Here is a 16,196-nt window from a genome sequence, read left to right as displayed (position 1 = left end):
ACACCTTACCGGGGTGACCCCCCACTTTGACAAAAACCATCCCCCTCATCATTGGCCTGGCCATCACCGCAGTCCTGACTCTCGTACTCTGCACGTTCATCGGCCCGGCAGGTTTCGGTTTTGTCTCCACCGCGCCGGGTGCTGCCGACATCGTCGGGGGTATCCGGCTGCCCCGTGTCCTTGCCGCATTCTTTGTCGGGGCAAGCCTCGCCGTTGCCGGCGCAGCGATGCAGGCGCTCTTCCGCAACCCGATGGCCGATCCCTACATCCTCGGCACGTCATCCGGTGGCGCACTCGGGGCCTCGCTTGCCATCGTCTTCCTGGGCGGTTTTTTTGTCCCGATCTTCGCATGGATCGGTGCGGTCGTTGCGATCCTGATCGTCTGGTCGATTGCCGGTCGCAAGGGCGTGATCTCGGTCGAGACCCTGCTCCTGACCGGCATCGCGGTCTCGTTCTTCTTCTCTGCTCTTGTCTCGTTCCTGATCGCGGTTGCCGGCCAGAACGTCCACCAGATCCTCTTCTGGCTGATGGGCGGGTTCTGGAATGCATCGTCCACCGATGCGATGCTTGCGGCGGCTCTTCTCATCCCGGCCGGTGCGCTTCTCTTCTTCATGGGCCGGGACTTAAACGCCCTCTCTCTCGGCGAGGAGACCGCCGCCCACCTCGGGATCGATGCGACACGGGCCCGCTGGACCGTGCTGGGAGCAAGCACCCTGCTTGTCGCGGGAGCAGTCTCGATTGCCGGATCGATCGGGTTTATCGGGCTTGTCACCCCGCACATTGTCCGGATGCTCCTTGGCCCGGACAACCGCGTGGTCATCCCGGCCAGCATCCTTGCCGGCGGGATCATCCTGGTCATCGCCGACACGCTCGCCCGCACGTTCTTCTCGGATCTCCCGGTAGGGATCATCACCGCGTTCATCGGGGCGCCGTTCTTCATCTGGCTGATCTACCAGCGGGGTGAAACCAGATGAACGACGGGTTCAGCCTCAATGCAGAGAACCTCCACGCAGGCTACGATACGGAGGATATCGTAAAAGCGGTCTCCTGTTCGTTTGCCGCGGGCACGTTCACGGGCATCATCGGGCCGAACGGGTCAGGTAAGACCACGCTCCTGCGGGCGTTCAGCCGCGTGCTCCCGTCAAGCGGCATCCTTGAACTGGACGGGAAGGCTCTCACGGAATATTCCCCTGCGGAGCTGGGCATGGCGCTCGGTTTTGTCCCTCAGGACGAGGGCCGCCCGTTTTCCTACACGGTGATGCAGGTGGTCCTGATGGCCCGGTACGCCCGCACCAGCCGGTTTTCCTCCCTCACACCGGCTGATTATGCCCGGTGCCATACGGTGCTCGAAGAGACCGGCATCAGCCACTTACAGGACCGGTCGATCCGGGCGCTCTCCGGAGGGGAGTGGCAGCGGGTGCTGATCGCCCGCGCCCTTGCGCAGGACACGAAAGTACTGCTGCTGGACGAGCCGACCTCGCACCTCGACCTCTCCCACCAGTCAGACGTCCTCTCGCTGATGAAGGATCTTGCCGGTGCCGGCTCAACGATCATCGGTGTCTTCCACGATCTCAACCTTGCCGCACTCTACTGCGACCGCCTCATCATGATCAAGGATGGGATGCTCGTTGCGGATGGGACGCCCGCTGATGTCCTGACCCCGGAGAAGATCCGGGGAGTGTACGGAGCGGTGGTGGTCGCGGCCTGCCACCCGGCCACCGGCCGGACCTTCCTGATGCCCCTTTCAGCCCGGTCCCGCAAAAACTTGGGCGTTCGGGAGACTCCCCTTCGTGTACTCGTTGTCTCGGGAGGGGGAAGCGGTGCGGATCTCCTGCACTTCCTGTCAGGACGGGGCTATGATCTCTCGGCCGGCATCCTTGCTACCACCGATATGGATTATCGTGCGGCCAGGGCGCTGGAGATCCCCTGCATCCCGGTCCTGCCGTTCTCGCAGATCCCGGCGCATTCACTTGAGAAACTCCGGCGCATGGCCGCAAAAGCCGACCGGATCGTCCTCCCCATGCACCCGGTCGGGACCGGTAACCTGCCGGCCCTGTCAGTGCTCCGTGAATCTGATCCGTTCAAGGTGATCGTCCACCTCCCGGAAGGCCGGGAGTATACATCCTATGATTTTGCCAGAGGCGCCGCAGCCGCAGCCATGACCGATCTCTGCACGGCCGGTGCCTCATGCACCAGCACCTATGACGGGATTCTCCTGTTTCTTGAACAGCCTGACAACAAAATCCCCCCTCTATCGGAGTAACTACGCATGACCCACCCTCTCTACATCTCCACGTTCTGCCGGATGGACTACCCGCTCAATACAGCGCTTGCAACCCTCTCGGAGCGGACTACGCATGTGGAGATCCTTGCGGACGGGCTCCACGATATTCTCGCGGGCACTAGCGCCTGTACCGAGTACCCGTTTTCGTATTCTGTCCACGCCCCGACAAGCGACATCAATATTGCATCGGTCTATGAACGTATGCGGCAGGCATCGGTTGCAGTGCTGGACGATACGATGGCGGCCTGTACCCGGATCGGGGCGGACCATCTCGTCATCCACCCGGGCTATGCACCGTACGAACAGGTGCGGGCCCGCTCATGTGCTGCCCTGCACCGCTCACTCGATGATCTTGCACGCCTCCAGGACGAACACGGGGTCCGTGCCTGCGTCGAGAATATGGGCATGTGGGAATGCTGCCACTTCCGTGGTCCGAAGTTCATAATGGAACTAGCAGCACGTGATCTTGGCTGCACGCTCGATGTCGGTCATGCGCAACTGAACGGGAACCTTGGCGCATTTCTCGCTGTCGGTGGGTTCTGCCATGTCCATCTCCACGACAACCACGGGACAAACGATGACCATGCCGCGTGCGGGGACGGTTTGATTGATTTTCCCGCGGTCATGCAGCAGCTCCCCGGGGATGCAACCCTTGTCATTGAGACAAAAGAACTGGATGCAGCGGACCGGAGCTGCTCGTACCTGACCCCACTGATGAACGGAGAATCGTAAATGAATCCAACGTCTTTTAACCAAACCTCAGCTACGTGGATCGTACCGGTGCTCGTCCTCCTGCTGGCATGCCTGATCCAGCCGGTGGCAGCCATCACCGTGACCGATGATGCCGGCACGGCAGTCACGCTCAATAAAATCCCCCAGCGCATCGTCTCGCTGGCGCCCTCGAACACCGAACTCCTTGTATCCCTCGGGCTCCGTGACCGGATGGTCGGGGTGACCGATGTCTGCGACTATCCCCCGGCAGTACAGAATATCACCCGCATCGGCGGCTATTCGGCCATAAGCACCGAGAAGGTGGCAGCCACTCGGCCGGATCTCGTGGTGGCATCCGACATCACCCCGCAGGAGACCGTGAGCCGGCTCCGCGGGCTCGGCCTGACGGTAGTGGTCGTCTCCCCGTGCAATATCGATGACATGATCCGGGATATCGGCGTGGTCGGAACCCTGACGGGCACGATGACCCGGGCAGATGAACTGGCCGCAAACCTCTCGGCCCGGCTCTCTGCCGTTGCCGCGGCAGCCTCAAAGACTGACAAACCAACGGTGGCACACGTGGTCTGGCATTCCCCGCTCTACGTGAGTGGCAACGACACGCTGCAGAACGATGCGATCGAACATGCCGGCGGGGTCAACCGCTTCTCCGAAAAGAGCGGCTGGGGTACGGTCTCGCTGGAGGAGTTCCTTACCGCCAACCCGGATATTATCATCGTGAACGGGGGCGGCGGGATGGATTCGACAAGTTCGGATGTGATCCTGGAAGCGTTTATGACCAACCCGCAGTACGCATCACTCTCGGCAGTGAAGAACCACCGGGTGTATGCGGTGAACGCGGATACGATCAGCAGGGCCGGCCCCCGCATCGTCGATGCAACCGAGCAGGTGGCGACGATTATCAACTCCTGGCATTACGAGCGGGCTGCGACAAACCCGGTTGCCCTGCCGGCAACAACGTCAAAGACGCCCGGGTTTGCCGGTCAGGTTGCCCTGCTCGGGCTCGGTGCCTGCATCGTGCTGATGAGGCGATACCGGCTATGAGCGGGCCTGTGATCCGCCTGCCGCTGAATGAACCCATCCACCTTCTCAACGGAGAGATGGCGGAACGGACATCCGATGCAGTTACCATTCGTTTCCCCGGGCCCCGCAATGTACTCTCCACGTCGTGGATGAACGGGGGGTACCGCGGGGACCTGGTGGCGATCTTCAACCACCAGATCTCTCTTGAAGCCTGCGATACCTGCCATGCCGGTAACGGGAGCGTGCAGCAGTATCTCGATGGTGTTGCACGAAACCTAGGGATGGACCCGGAAACCGCCACCGGCCTTATCACCCGGGCAGAGATGGAAAACACGGCCATTGTCACCGAATCGTTCCGGGAGCTCATCGTCACTGCGATCGTGACTGCCGGGATCGCCAGGAATGGTGGGAGGGCCGGTGACCCGGCCTCGTACTACGAGAATGGCGACTCCTGCGAGCCGGTTGGCGGTACGATCAACATCATCATCCTTATCGATGCCGATCTTCCGGAGTATGCCATGACGCGGGCAGTGATGACGGCCTCTGAAGCAAAGGCCGCCGCTCTCCAGCAGCTGATGGCCCGGAGCATCTACTCGTCCGGTATCGCCACCGGGTCCGGGACAGACATGATCGTCATTGTTGCGGATCCCGGTTCGTCCCGTCATCTTTCGAATACCGGCAAGCATTCCAAACTCGGGGAACTGATCGGTCGGGTTGTAATCCGTGCAACGACTACAGCACTGGAGATGGAAACCGGTCTTTCACCTGCATCGCAACACGACGCCCTCGTGAGGCTCCGGCGGTTCGGCGTGACGGAGGATGGACTCTGGAAGATTGCAGCGGGTTCTTTCGGGTATGATCCGGATAATGGTAAAAAGCGGGAAGGATTCCTTGACGTCCTGCGGTCATGGGCAAAGGATCCGTCCTCCGTTATCCATGTGGCTGCGGCCCTGCATGTTGTTGACGAGACCGGCTGGGGGCTGGTTCCCAAAAAGGATGCATGCCGGGCGGTATACGGGATCATCTGCCCGACAGATGAACCTGCCCGGGTCACCAGCGTGACCTGCAGCATGCTCCAGTATGTCTGTATGGCTGTCGTCGCCCAAGTTCAAAAAGAGGTGGAGAGCGGGAATACATGCTCGTCATTTGTGTGAAGGGGCAGAAGATCCCTTGAGATGAAGCATTGCAGATTCTGCCCCCACCTCTCAAAAACCAATCTTCTTTTGGCGTTCGCCTTACCTCTCCGGTGTCCAGATACCGAAGCCGTTCCCCTCGGTGTCCTGGATGACCGCAACAAGGCCGACACCCTTGAGCATCTTTTTTGGCATCGCGATCTTCCCGCCGAGGTTCTCCACCTTCACGAGCACCTTGTCAATGTCCCCGACCATCACGTAGTTCCTAATGGTCTCGTCACCCTGCCGCTTGAACATCCCGCCCATGTTCATGGTGCCGAGTGCAGGTTCGCCAAGCGTGATCTCCTGGTACTCGATTTTTGCCATCATCTCCATGTCCATGGTCGGTGTCCTGATCGGGGCAATCTTCCAGCCAGGGAGGTTCGTGTAGAAGTGCTTTGCACGGTCGACATTGTCGGTGGGATCTCGAAATGCGCAATGTTTGCCATGGGCAGTGATATTTACAAAATTGTATTATGCCCGTGGGAGAGTACCAAAATTCCGATGCAGGCCGGGCGGTATTCCGGGATTAAATTTTTTTCTGTCGTTTACGGCTCACTCATCATCGCCGGATGGGCCGTCAATCTCCTCTTCATAGGTAAAAACGTCATCGATACCGACGCCAAAAAGATGGGCGATCCGGTATGCGAGCTTCAGGGAGGGAGAGTACTTGTTCTTCTCCATGGAGATGATCGTGTTCCGGGTCACTCCGACGAGCTCGGCAAGTTGCTCCTGCGTCATGTCCCGCTCGGCCCGGAGGACCTTGATCCTGTTCTTCATGGTACCCTGTGGTTAATACTTTCTGTCGTAATAAAGATAAAACGCTCCAAAGATCGCAAGCATGGCCGCGAGGCATCCCCCGATCGTCATTCCTGCAAGGCCGCGGTTCTCGTTCTCCTTGAACCCTTCGCGGATATAGGAACTGTACGCGATCGCCTCGCTCTCGTTCATCGAACTCAGGTCGTTGATAGTCGTTGACCGGACCAGGGTGTCCGGGCCCGGAACACTCCCCGGCTGGTACTCGGCAATCGTCATGGACTGCCTGCCGTCATCGGTAATTACCAGTTTTCCGGTGATGATGGGGGTGAGCGGGATACTCACGATGTAGGAATACAGGATGATCGCGGCAATCGCACCCCCGATAGCAACGACTTCGAGGGTGCGGAGCGCGGCCCTGCCCCGGATCCGGTTCTCCCGTTCATCAGCGATTACGATGTCAACCTGTGCCTGGCAGGCAATGATGACGATAATCCCAAGCGGGATGGCGATGACCGGGATAAGGAAATTGCCGGCAGCCATCGACCACCCGACCATCGCGGCCACCATGCAGGCAACGATGAGGGTACAGGTAAGATAGGTAATTCGTTTCATAATAGCATCAGCCTCCGATAGTAAATACTCTCGAACACGACAGATCGCCGGGAACAGTCGCTCCTGCCTCAAAGTCGTACGTATCGTTATTTATCGTGACGATATACTGGTCAGGTTTAAAATGATGTGTCGGGAGTTCGAACGACCAGAGGTTCTCCCCGCCACTTCCGGCAACAGCTGTCGTTACCGTGGTTAATCCGGAAAAATCACCTGTCTGGCCTTTATTCCTGTCGAACAGGAGATCGAAACCTGATGAAGGAAAGACCACCATCATTATTTCCTCACCCGGAGAGAGACTGGTCGTTCCGGTGAGAACGTAGACCCCCCCGGTCCTCATCTCGGGAATTGCATCTATCGTGATGAAGCCCGCGGAGATATTTACGGGGCCCGTTGTATTTTGCAGTGAAGTGGAGGCAGGGGGATTATCGAATTCGTACAGGGTGGAGAGGGTCCCGGCAGGTGAGGTATTCCCGGTCGGGTTTTTTGAGATGCGGAACTGGTACCGGGCCGGTGGTATCGCGCTGGTGCCGGGCACAACATTCCACCGGTTTATTCCCTCTGTCCCGGGGACAACCACGGTAGTACCCTGGAACTCCTGAGTACTATTGCCCGATCCGTTCGTCACCGTCTGCATACTCCACGCCAGTGGTATGCCCGGCGCAAGACTGGTGATGCCGGAAATTTTCAGGTTTCCGCCAACGAGTGTCTGGTCAGTGGGATTGATCCGGATAAATGGCTCTGTTACCCGGGTCTTTTTCCGGATACTTCCCGGGCCGGCATTCTCATCTCCCAGTGTGAAATGCTGTGTTGCGATGGGATCGCTTTCTATCATGGTGAAATTTTTTGTATACGTGAAGGTGGTCAGGGAAACCGTATAATCGCCGGGCTGTACCGATGAGATATCGATCGTACCTCGCAGGCGGTTATTTCCACCCTCTCCGGGAATGATCCAGGCATCGGTGTTGACCTTTACTGTTCCGGCAGTATCATCCTGCCCCGGGGACCGGGGTGATGCAGTCAGCCTGACGTACAGGTCAGTGTCTTTTGCCAGGGTGGTCGTGCCGGCCAGGACCAGTATATTGTGTTCGTCTACGCTCATTTCCGTGATGGGATCGATGGTCGTGGACGGGGGCATGAAGGGTATGGGAATCCCGGTAAGGAGGATGCCAATGAACATACCTGCAAGGACCACGGCAGAGATGATCCCTGCATACGCGAAGTATTTCTTTTTCATTCAGCCTCCGTTACGGGGGAATTATTCCATCTTTCGGCAGGACCGGCAGTATCATTGATCGGGAATCTTTTCCCGGTCTGTATCCTGTCGGGAGGATTCATCACGGCGACCCTGAAGGCCACGATGCGGGAGCAGGTAAGGCTGGTAAGGTGTTTCATGGCAATCAGTCCGGGAGGACAAGCCGCTTTGAGCAGTAGGTATCCCCGTATATGGTCGCATAGGTCTGGTGATCGATCCGGTCATTGCTGACGTTCACGAGATAATTCGGCTGGTTGGGATCCATGCGTCCCTTATCCAGCGTCATGAACCAGAGGTTATCGCTCCCGTTCCCCCTCTCAACAGTTACCTGTGCCGTTGCCCCCGACAGGGTCGCCGCCGGGTACTTTATTCCCATGTTCATGGTAAGGTCATATGCTGTGGGATAGACCTGTACGAGCAGTCCCGTTCCGGGAGGGAAACTGGTTGTCCCGGTGATCGTAAAGGTCTGGTTGATCCACCGGTCTGGGAATGCATCTATGGTAATCACTCCGCAGGGACTGCCATCTGGTACTGCCGGTGTACTATTGTGAAGGATCGCCTCCTTCACCTCAAAGGGCGCGGTGCCGGAGGGTTCCGCCTTACCGGGATCATCCGTGCTGATCGTGTGCTGCGTCACGATCACCTTGTACTGGCCCGCGATGAATTCCCCGGTATCAACGGCAAACGACCAGCGGTTGATTCCATCAATGCCCGGGAGCACGTTGATGATCCCCGCCCGGGTGAACCCCCCCTTCGGGTCCACGGTGAGGGCCGATGTGTTGGATTGCCGGATGACGAGATAATGGAGCCCGGTACCTGCCGGCAGGTTGGTTGTCCCTGTCACAAGCATTGTTTCTCCGCGCCATACCGTGCCGGGGGGGTTGACCGTGATGAACGTTGACTGGTCTGGACCTGTGCCGGAAGTGTCCTTCCGGGCCAGGCCCGTATCATTAAGCCTGAACCGGGATGTTGCGAGGAGATCACTTCGCACGGTCCCGTTAATCCAGTACGCGTTCACAATGTATTCTCCCGGGGAGAGGGAGACCGTGTTCAGTTCGGCCGACCAGGTATTCGACATTCCCCCTCCCCGGACAATAAACGCGTCCACCGTACCGGCAGGAGATTTTGTTCCGGGAGCGGGAGAGACCGCTATGATATCCAGATCCAGTACCGTGCCGGCCATGAGGTTTGTTGTCCCCGTGATGACCACGAGATCGCCTGCCACTTGATCCGGGATGGGATCGATAGTAACCGAGGAAAAGACGGAGAAGGAGCCCGAGAGGAGGATGCCTGCGAACAGGACCACGAGTAGTGCGGCAGCGACAGTACCGGCATACGTGAGGTATTTCTTTTTCATTCAGCCTCCGTTACGGGGGAATTCGATAGGTTGAACCTTTTTGAGCAGTAGGTCTCCCCATATATGGTATCATAGGTCCGGCGATCGATCCGGTCGTTGCTGACATTAAAGACGTATTCACTGGGCGGGAACTGTGAAAGGTCGAGATCCGCAGACCATGTGTTCGTACTGCCTGTCCCGCTGATAACTTCCACATCTCCCATCGCCCCGACACCGGATGCTGTCATGGTGCCCCCGTTCATGGTGAACTCAATTGCCGTGGGAATGACCTGGAAGAGCAGCTCCGTTCCGGGCTGGAGGCTGGATGTCCCCGTGACGGTATAGCGCTGGTTTGCCAGCGTGTCGGGCAACGTATCAATCGTGATGGCCTGGCAGGGCCCGGTAACCACTACTGGTGGCGTGAGAAGGTCGGAGGTCGCGTCCAGTACGGTGAGGGATTCCGTGTCGAAGGTGCCTTTCTTCCCGATATCCTCCGTCCTGACGGTATCCTGTGTCACGATCACCTCGTACCGGTCTGGAATGAACTCGGTGCTGTCAATCGCAAACGACCAGTGGTTGAGCCCGTCATCTCCCGGGATTGCCGTTATCAGGCCCGACCGCGTAAACCCTTGCCGAAGGTCCTGTTCCCGGGTCTTCGGGTCCACCGTAAAGATCGACGTATTGGACTGCTGGACGACGAAATAGAGGAGTTCAGTATCGTTGGGCAGGTTCGTTGTCCCTGAAATGAGGAGCTTATCGCCACGGTGTATCGTGCCAAGGCGATCGATCCGGATGAACTTAATCTTGTGTATCTCCCCCATGCGCGTGATCTTATCCGGGTCTGGTGTGGCATTGGCGAGCGTGAACCGGGACGTTGCGAGGAGACCGCTCCGGGCAATGGTCGCATTTATCCCGTAAACGTTCACCCTGTACTCTCCCGGCGGGATGGCGGATGTGTCCAGTGCACCCGACCAGGTGTTCGACATCCCCGCGCCACGGACAATGAACGCATCGGTCCCGCCGACCCGTGTCCTTTCACCGGCTCCGGGAGAGGTGTCGATGATATCCAGTGACAACCTCGTGCCTGCGTTGATGTTGGTTGTCCCCTTGATGACCACGAGGTCCCCTGCGGCATGCTCCGGGATGGGATCGATGGTAACCGTGGAGAAGACCGAGAAGGAGCCCGAGAGGAGGATGACTGCGAACATGATGACGAGTAGTGCGGCAGCAACAATACCGGCATATGTCAGATATTTCTTTTTCATAGGGCCTCAATGTAATGTATTTTGTGCATCTGGTAAAAATTATTTATCATTCGGAATTGTCGATCAGAAGCAAGACCGTGGGTGCGCCTGCAACCGGTGCCTCTTCAGTAACGCAACCGGCAAAAAGGGTGGCGATCATGATTCCGATCATTGCCACGATGCCGAATTGTGCAGGTTTCATACGGTTCATCCTGTTTCACCGGATCGCAAAGTGCGCCGATCCGAAGACATCGGTCCTGAGGTTATCCTCGCTGATTGTTGTGACGTTTACGATATAATTGGTTTTTTCATAACCTTCCGTATCCAGTGCACAGGACCACGTGTTGGTACTCCCTGAGCCCCCGATGACAATGGTATCGCCTGCAATGCCTGAAGGCTGTGCGGCCGATGTGGCCGATCGTTGTGATTTGTCCTCAAAATAATCAGGATATACCTGGTACATCAGGAGTGTTCCTTTGGGAAGGGTGGTGGTGCCTGAGATCAGGAAGACCTCTCCCTGCGATTTGTCGCCCACCGGCTTGACGGTGATGGTGGATGCGCCCGGTGATCCCGTTGCCGACCCGGAATAGAAGACCGGGATATCAGTGCCAAGGTATGTGCCTTTCAGGTTGAACTGTACCGATCCCTCCACACCCTTTTTCGCAGCAGCAACCCGGATTTTGTAGGAGCCGGGTCTAAACCCGTTTGTGTCGGAAACAAACCTCCAGCGGGTCGTCCCGCCCGTGCCGGCAAGGACCTGTCTGTTTGCTATCATCTTCTCCTCTCCTGAGTCACCGTAGGTCCGGTACATGGAGATCGCTGAATTCTCCGGCAGGTTCGTAGTCCCGGAGATAATAATGAGGTCCCCGATCTTCTTCTCACTGATAGGATCGATTGTTATGTAGGGGGCAGACGGGTCCGGTGCCGGCGTGGGCTGTGCTGTTGTTGTTGCCGTGACTGCCATGACGCTGGCAGGGGTCTCGCTCCCGGTGCTCACCGTGTTCTGCCGGCCTTCCGTGGAATCCGTACACCCGGCGATCATGATGGTCGCGACGGTGACGAGTACGGCAAGGCAGATGAGCGCCTGACGTGTTGCCTGAGGGGTCTTCATCGTATCTCCTGTTTTTTCATTTGCGTACTATTCTTCCTGCGAGAGCAGGTGCCGGGGATCTTCCCCACGTGAATATTGCCGTTCATTTCACGGTCAGATAGGTGTACCCTGCAAGCGTCCCTGTCGAAGGATCCACGGTCATCGGATCGCCTTTCAGGGAGACCACGACAACAACATACTTTCCCGATGGCATGTCTTTCAGATCAACGTCCAGCGAGACCCGGTTTGATGTGCCACTACCCTTTGCGACCTGGTTATTTGCCATGATTCCTCTCTGCTGGTTCATGTCGATACCTTTCGGAGGGATTCCTGTATCCGGTGTGATATCCCAGAACAGGTTTGTTCCGACCGGGAGACTGGTAATTCCTGTGATAGTGAACGTATCGCCAGTTTTATAGTCGCCGACAGGGTCAATGGTTATGACGCCGTTGTACTGGACTGGTGCTGATGTCGGTTGTGCAGTTTTCGGCGGTGCCGGTGCAGCCGTTGTTTTTGTTGCGACCGGGGCCGGGTTTTCATTCTGCTGATTACCTGCAGGTGTCACCTGGCCCTGCTGGTTTTGTGCGGAGTCCACACAACCGGCGAGGGTAACAATCACAAAGGCGATGATGACGGTCAGGCAGATAAGCCAGAGACCTGATGTACGATGTGTTTTCATGGTTTCTCCATTCGCTGTTTCTTCCTTGTGCTCTTCTTCCAGAGGGGGGCGAGTACTTGCCGGAACCGTTCCCGGATAATGGCAAACAGTAACTTCTGCGACGATCGGTTCCCGGACCGTTGCGTGTTTTTCCTCTTTTTCCCCCGGTCCCCGGAAAAAATTGAGGGGTGTCTTCGTATGGAATGCATAACGATCTATTCCACGGTAAACAGGACGGACCCGGTCGCCTCATAGTCTTCGGCGGATACGATGAGGATATGGTTTCCCTTTGGGAGATCCTTTGTCGCAAGCATGGCTGAGAAGAGGTTGTTCGATGGGGAACCTTTGACAGCCGATGTTGTTGCAGCAAGTTCCGGGTGTTCGTAATCGGTACTGGATTCCGCTATCACCATGGCCCTGAACTTCGCCCCGACAGGCAGGTTTGTCGTGCCGGTAACGGTAATGGACTCACCCTGGGTTACGTCACCGAAGGGGTTGATGAAGATACCGGGTGCAGAAAGGTTATCCTGTGACATGCCCATGCCTGCTGTTCCTGCGATGATGTTGAACAGCGCTGAACCGGTCCACCCGTAAGACTCGGACTGTATGCCGGCTGCCTCGTCGGCCATGTCGGAGACAAAGATGATATGGTCCGAAAGGGGGAGGAGGTGGGTATCGAGGTTTACCGAGAAGTGGTTGTTCACTTCGTCGCCTTTTACAACCTTTATCACTGCTGCATTCTCCGGGTTCTGGTAATTGAAGACAACCGTCTGATTGTCCATGGATGCAGGGATCACCTTGACGATGAGTGGCGTGCCGACCGACAGGTTGGTCTTCCCGGTCACTTCAAGGAGTTTGCCTGATGGAGTGTCATAAATGGGGTCGATGAGGATCCCGCCTGCAGCAGCCTTGTCCGACTGCGGGGATGAGCCGGCATTTCCCGCTGCCGGGTTGACGGTAAATTTTAACCTGCCGGTAGGATTGCCCGTAGAGAAATCGCGCTGGCTCACATCTCCGGTAAACATTGATACATTCACGAGGTATTCCATTGGCTGGAACGTTGTCAGGTCGAGGTCCGCGGACCAGGTATTCACATCCCCTGTTCCCTGCATTACCGTCACGGTCCCGGTTGCTCCGGTAAATTCCCCGCTTTGTGCGCCGGTCTGTGGATTCGTTTCTGTAGGTTCAAAGGATGCCGCGTAGACCTGGAACATGACTTCTGCTCCTTTCGGGAGGTTTGTCGTGCCGGTGATCGTGAACTGGTCTCCGACTTTTTTGTCACCGATCGGATCGACACGGATGAACTGCGCCTGGGCGGTGGATGCCTGGCTCTCGTGGACCGTGAATGTTGTGACACCGGAGATTTCTCCTGGCCCCGGTTTGTTTTTATTGTACTCATAGACGATTACTGTGTATTCACCCGTCAGGAATGCGGCTGAAGGCACATCGAACGACCAGGCAGCAACGCCGTCAGGATCGTTCTCCACGCCCAACATGCCGGTAGCCACCATGGAATCATCCAGGCGCACTGTGGCGCCGGTCTTTGGATCGGTGACCATCCCGGTGTTGAGATCAAGGGAAGACGGGTGGATATCAACGATGATCTCCGATCCTGCCGGGAGGCTTGTGTTTCCCGTGATGGTGAACTCGTCACCACTGTTCTTATCGCTCACCGGGTCAACGGAGATGAACGGTTTTTCAACCGCGAACCCGTTGACCATGCTGACGCCTACGACGGCAGCAATAAAGAGGGCAGCAATGACGCTGCTGTGTATAATGTTCTGTTTTTTCATGGTTTTTCCTTGCCTTTGTTCTGATCGTGGTCTCTCTTTTTTTGGGAACACAACCAACGGCTTTTTCCCCGGATGCGGGCAGAAAGGCATGTTGACGATCACCCGGTCTCTTCCCGCTTTGGGGTCATTGTGTCCTTTCCAGAATCCGGAAAAAAAGAGTGTCTCCCCCGGGGGGCTCATCTGTCTATACCACCGTAAACCGGGTGGATCCGACCGGATCCGCCATCGCGATATCCCTGTTTTCCGGGTCTCCTTTCATCGGGCCCACCATGGCAATGTACTCTCCCGGCTCCATGTTGCCCAGGTCAACGGCAAGCGATACCCGGTTCGCGGCGCCATCCCCTTTCGTCACCGGGTTATTTGCCATAATGCCCTTTGTGTTCATGTCAAGGCTGGTCGGGACGGTTCCCGTATACGGCATGACCTGCCAGATCAGGCCGACACCCGCGGGAAGGCTGGTCTTCCCGGTGATGAGGAACTGGTCCCCGACCTTCTTGTCACCGATTGCATTCAGGCGGATGAAATCGTCTTTGGTGACGGTTGCCTGTACCGGTGTGTCCGTTCCAAGGTAGGTGCCTTTCAGGGTGAATGTGGCCGTGCTGTTTACATTCCCCAGCTCGTAATCTCCTTTTTCCAGGTCACCTTTCATATTGGTGACCGTAATCGTCTGCGTGCCCGGTTTCAGCAGGGCTGTATCGGCCGGCATGGAATACCGGTTAACGCCGCCGGTGCCTTCGCGGACTATGGTGTCACTCCCGGAACCAATCCCCGGGCTGCCAATCTGTACCATCAGGATTGTTCCTGACGGAAAATTCGTTGAACCACTGACAATCAGGAGATCACCGGTTGTTTTCTCGTCAACCGGATCAATTTTAATGTACTGTCCCGTACCCGCGGATGCGGGACCCTGCTTCAGGGTGAACAGGGTGTTTCCTGTCGGGTTGCCCGTCCGGTAATCGCCCTCGGAGAGGTTCCCGACAACGGTCGATACCGATACATTGTACTGCTCCGGCAGGAGCACCCAGGTGTCCATGGCATAGGATACCCGGTTCGTAGTACCCTCACCTTTTGTCACCTGCGAATTTGCCATTGCACCGGTGAACTCCCCCGACTGGTTCGGGTTGGTAAAGATGGAATCCGGGGTGATCTCCCAGAGGACTTCCGTTCCTACGGGAAGACTTGTTGTCCCGGTGACGAGGAACTGCTCCCCGACAGACCGGTCGCCGATCGCGTTTATCCGGATGTAATCGTCTTTGGTAATTGTTGCCTTGACCGGTGTTTCCGTGGTAAGGTAGGCGCCTTTCAGCGTGAAGGGAGTAGTCCCGTTAACCGTACCCTTCCCGTAGTCTCCGTTCTCAAAACTCCCTACCATGTTCGTTACGGTGATCTGGTAACTCCCCGGCCTGGAGGCTGACGTGTCGATCGGCGTGGACCAGACATTTACTCCCCCGGTTCCTTTACGTACTTTTGAACCGCCGTTGGTACTGGCTGCCTGGATCATCAGGTCCGTTCCCTCCGGGAAATTTGTTGAACCGCTGACGATCAGGAGGTCCCCGGTTGTCTTGTCAGGAACAGGATCAACCCTGATGTACTGTGCCGTTCCCGTGGGTGCCAGGGTCCCGTGAACCGTGAACTTTGTAATGCCGGAGAGATCTCCCGGCTTGTCGTTCACAAGCGCCGTTGCCACGACCCGGTACTCCCCGGGCATGAACGAAGCCGTGTTGACCGGGAACGACCATGCAGCAATACCCCCGGAGTTACTATCCACTCTCATGACGCCGGTCACCACGGACGAGTCCACTCGTACCGCGGAGCCGGTGTTCGGGTCGATGACCAGCCCGGTGTTGAGGTCAAGGGATTCCGGATAGACTTCGAACATGATCTCGCTGCCGGCCGGCAGGCTGGTGTTCCCCGTGACCGTGAACTGGTCGCCGATGTTCTTATCGCCTACCAGGTCAACCGAGATGAACGGCTTTGCCGCCGTAAACCCGGTGACCATGCCCACGCAGACGATGACGGCAAATATGCCGGCAGCCAGGAGGGCGCCCGAGATGATTCTCTGGTCTCTCATAATATCACATGCACAATATATTGTGCATTGTGTATAAACTTTTTGGCTTATTGCAAAAATGTTGGTGCAAAACAGGTGTTCTCTATGAATGGTGGATTGTCCCACGGGGGTACCTGCCCATGCAGCCGACGGCGTCCTGAACGGTCATCGTGCAGCACTACAGGAAAAAAAGG

16 protein-coding genes are annotated in these 16,196 nt (G+C 57.1%); 5 read left to right on the top strand and 11 right to left on the bottom strand.

What is annotated here, in order from left to right:
• The first annotated feature begins 26 nt into the window (after positions 1-26).
• The 5 genes from M0R30_RS13630 to M0R30_RS13610 are packed head-to-tail and all read left to right on the top strand — an operon-like array spanning position 27 to position 5,190.
• Positions 27-974, top strand: a complete 948-nt coding sequence (locus M0R30_RS13630; RefSeq protein WP_292547841.1) for an iron chelate uptake ABC transporter family permease subunit — start codon at positions 27-29, stop codon at positions 972-974.
• Positions 971-2,263, top strand: coding sequence for an ABC transporter ATP-binding protein (locus M0R30_RS13625; RefSeq protein ID WP_292547839.1), 1,293 nt, complete (start codon positions 971-973; stop codon positions 2,261-2,263). The genes M0R30_RS13630 and M0R30_RS13625 overlap by 4 nt, the downstream gene beginning before the upstream one ends.
• A 6-nt stretch (positions 2,264-2,269) precedes the next feature.
• On the top strand, positions 2,270-3,016 hold the full coding sequence (locus M0R30_RS13620; protein WP_292547837.1) for a sugar phosphate isomerase/epimerase family protein: 747 nt from the start codon (positions 2,270-2,272) through the stop codon (positions 3,014-3,016).
• On the top strand, positions 3,017-4,057 hold the full coding sequence (locus tag M0R30_RS13615; RefSeq protein WP_292547835.1) for a cobalamin-binding protein: 1,041 nt from the start codon (positions 3,017-3,019) through the stop codon (positions 4,055-4,057).
• A complete protein-coding gene (locus M0R30_RS13610) occupies positions 4,054-5,190 on the top strand; it encodes an adenosylcobinamide amidohydrolase (RefSeq protein ID WP_292547833.1) in 1,137 nt (378 codons plus the stop codon). Before M0R30_RS13615 ends, M0R30_RS13610 begins: the two co-directional genes overlap by 4 nt.
• Positions 5,191-5,271: 81 nt before the next feature.
• Here M0R30_RS13610 and M0R30_RS13605 read toward each other — a convergent pair whose 3' ends face one another.
• The 11 genes from M0R30_RS13605 to M0R30_RS13555 all read right to left on the bottom strand — a co-directional run bounded on the left by M0R30_RS13605 (position 5,272) and on the right by M0R30_RS13555 (position 16,023).
• Positions 5,272-5,550, bottom strand: a complete 279-nt coding sequence (locus M0R30_RS13605) for a VOC family protein (RefSeq protein WP_292547831.1) — start codon at positions 5,548-5,550, stop codon at positions 5,272-5,274.
• A 213-nt stretch (positions 5,551-5,763) separates the two neighbouring features.
• A complete protein-coding gene (locus M0R30_RS13600) occupies positions 5,764-5,988 on the bottom strand; it encodes a helix-turn-helix transcriptional regulator (RefSeq protein WP_292547829.1) in 225 nt (74 codons plus the stop codon).
• A gap of 12 nt (positions 5,989-6,000) precedes the next feature.
• Positions 6,001-6,579, bottom strand: coding sequence for a DUF2178 domain-containing protein (locus M0R30_RS13595; RefSeq protein ID WP_292547827.1), 579 nt, complete (start codon positions 6,577-6,579; stop codon positions 6,001-6,003).
• 7 nt (positions 6,580-6,586) lie between these two features.
• Entirely contained in the window at positions 6,587-7,813 is a 1,227-nt protein-coding gene (locus tag M0R30_RS13590) for a hypothetical protein (RefSeq protein WP_292547825.1), read from the bottom strand.
• Between the two features lie 163 nt (positions 7,814-7,976).
• A complete protein-coding gene (locus tag M0R30_RS13585; RefSeq protein WP_292547823.1) occupies positions 7,977-9,188 on the bottom strand; it encodes a hypothetical protein in 1,212 nt (403 codons plus the stop codon).
• Complete coding sequence (locus M0R30_RS13580; RefSeq protein WP_292547821.1) at positions 9,185-10,432, bottom strand: hypothetical protein; 1,248 nt, start codon at positions 10,430-10,432, stop codon at positions 9,185-9,187. The genes M0R30_RS13585 and M0R30_RS13580 overlap by 4 nt, the downstream gene beginning before the upstream one ends.
• Positions 10,433-10,478: 46 nt before the next feature.
• Complete coding sequence (locus M0R30_RS13575) at positions 10,479-10,613, bottom strand: hypothetical protein (protein ID WP_292547818.1); 135 nt, start codon at positions 10,611-10,613, stop codon at positions 10,479-10,481.
• 15 nt (positions 10,614-10,628) lie between these two features.
• Entirely contained in the window at positions 10,629-11,522 is an 894-nt protein-coding gene (locus tag M0R30_RS13570; protein ID WP_292547816.1) for a hypothetical protein, read from the bottom strand.
• 82 nt (positions 11,523-11,604) lie between these two features.
• On the bottom strand, positions 11,605-12,180 hold the full coding sequence (locus tag M0R30_RS13565; RefSeq protein ID WP_292547814.1) for a hypothetical protein: 576 nt from the start codon (positions 12,178-12,180) through the stop codon (positions 11,605-11,607).
• A 194-nt stretch (positions 12,181-12,374) separates the two neighbouring features.
• Complete coding sequence (locus M0R30_RS13560; protein ID WP_292547812.1) at positions 12,375-13,952, bottom strand: hypothetical protein; 1,578 nt, start codon at positions 13,950-13,952, stop codon at positions 12,375-12,377.
• Positions 13,953-14,136: 184 nt separating this feature from the next.
• Positions 14,137-16,023 (bottom strand): hypothetical protein, encoded by a 1,887-nt coding sequence (locus tag M0R30_RS13555; protein ID WP_292547810.1) that lies wholly within the window; start codon positions 16,021-16,023, stop codon positions 14,137-14,139.
• Positions 16,024-16,196: the final 173 nt, after the last annotated feature.

The organism is Methanoregula sp., from assembly GCF_023227875.1.
Taxonomy (GTDB): Archaea; Halobacteriota; Methanomicrobia; order Methanomicrobiales; family Methanospirillaceae; genus Methanoregula.
Note: the sequence above shows the minus strand (reverse complement) of the source record. Positions and strands in the feature narration are given on the sequence as shown.

Bases quoted from the DNA above. Each gene is read 5' to 3' on its own strand.
- M0R30_RS13625 (WP_292547839.1), top strand. From the start codon at position 971: ATGAACGACGGGTTCAGCCTCAATGCAGAGAACCTCCACGCAGGCTAC.
- M0R30_RS13620 (WP_292547837.1), top strand. From the start codon at position 2,270: ATGACCCACCCTCTCTACATCTCCACGTTCTGCCGGATGGACTACCCG.
- M0R30_RS13615 (WP_292547835.1), top strand. From the start codon at position 3,017: ATGAATCCAACGTCTTTTAACCAAACCTCAGCTACGTGGATCGTACCG.
- M0R30_RS13610 (WP_292547833.1), top strand. From the start codon at position 4,054: ATGAGCGGGCCTGTGATCCGCCTGCCGCTGAATGAACCCATCCACCTT.
- M0R30_RS13605 (WP_292547831.1), bottom strand. From the start codon at position 5,550: ATGGACATGGAGATGATGGCAAAAATCGAGTACCAGGAGATCACGCTT.
- M0R30_RS13600 (WP_292547829.1), bottom strand. From the start codon at position 5,988: ATGAAGAACAGGATCAAGGTCCTCCGGGCCGAGCGGGACATGACGCAG.
- M0R30_RS13595 (WP_292547827.1), bottom strand. From the start codon at position 6,579: ATGAAACGAATTACCTATCTTACCTGTACCCTCATCGTTGCCTGCATG.
- M0R30_RS13590 (WP_292547825.1), bottom strand. From the start codon at position 7,813: ATGAAAAAGAAATACTTCGCGTATGCAGGGATCATCTCTGCCGTGGTC.
- M0R30_RS13585 (WP_292547823.1), bottom strand. From the start codon at position 9,188: ATGAAAAAGAAATACCTCACGTATGCCGGTACTGTCGCTGCCGCACTA.
- M0R30_RS13580 (WP_292547821.1), bottom strand. From the start codon at position 10,432: ATGAAAAAGAAATATCTGACATATGCCGGTATTGTTGCTGCCGCACTA.
- M0R30_RS13575 (WP_292547818.1), bottom strand. From the start codon at position 10,613: ATGAAACCTGCACAATTCGGCATCGTGGCAATGATCGGAATCATGATC.
- M0R30_RS13570 (WP_292547816.1), bottom strand. From the start codon at position 11,522: ATGAAGACCCCTCAGGCAACACGTCAGGCGCTCATCTGCCTTGCCGTA.
- M0R30_RS13565 (WP_292547814.1), bottom strand. From the start codon at position 12,180: ATGAAAACACATCGTACATCAGGTCTCTGGCTTATCTGCCTGACCGTC.
- M0R30_RS13560 (WP_292547812.1), bottom strand. From the start codon at position 13,952: ATGAAAAAACAGAACATTATACACAGCAGCGTCATTGCTGCCCTCTTT.
- M0R30_RS13555 (WP_292547810.1), bottom strand. From the start codon at position 16,023: ATGAGAGACCAGAGAATCATCTCGGGCGCCCTCCTGGCTGCCGGCATA.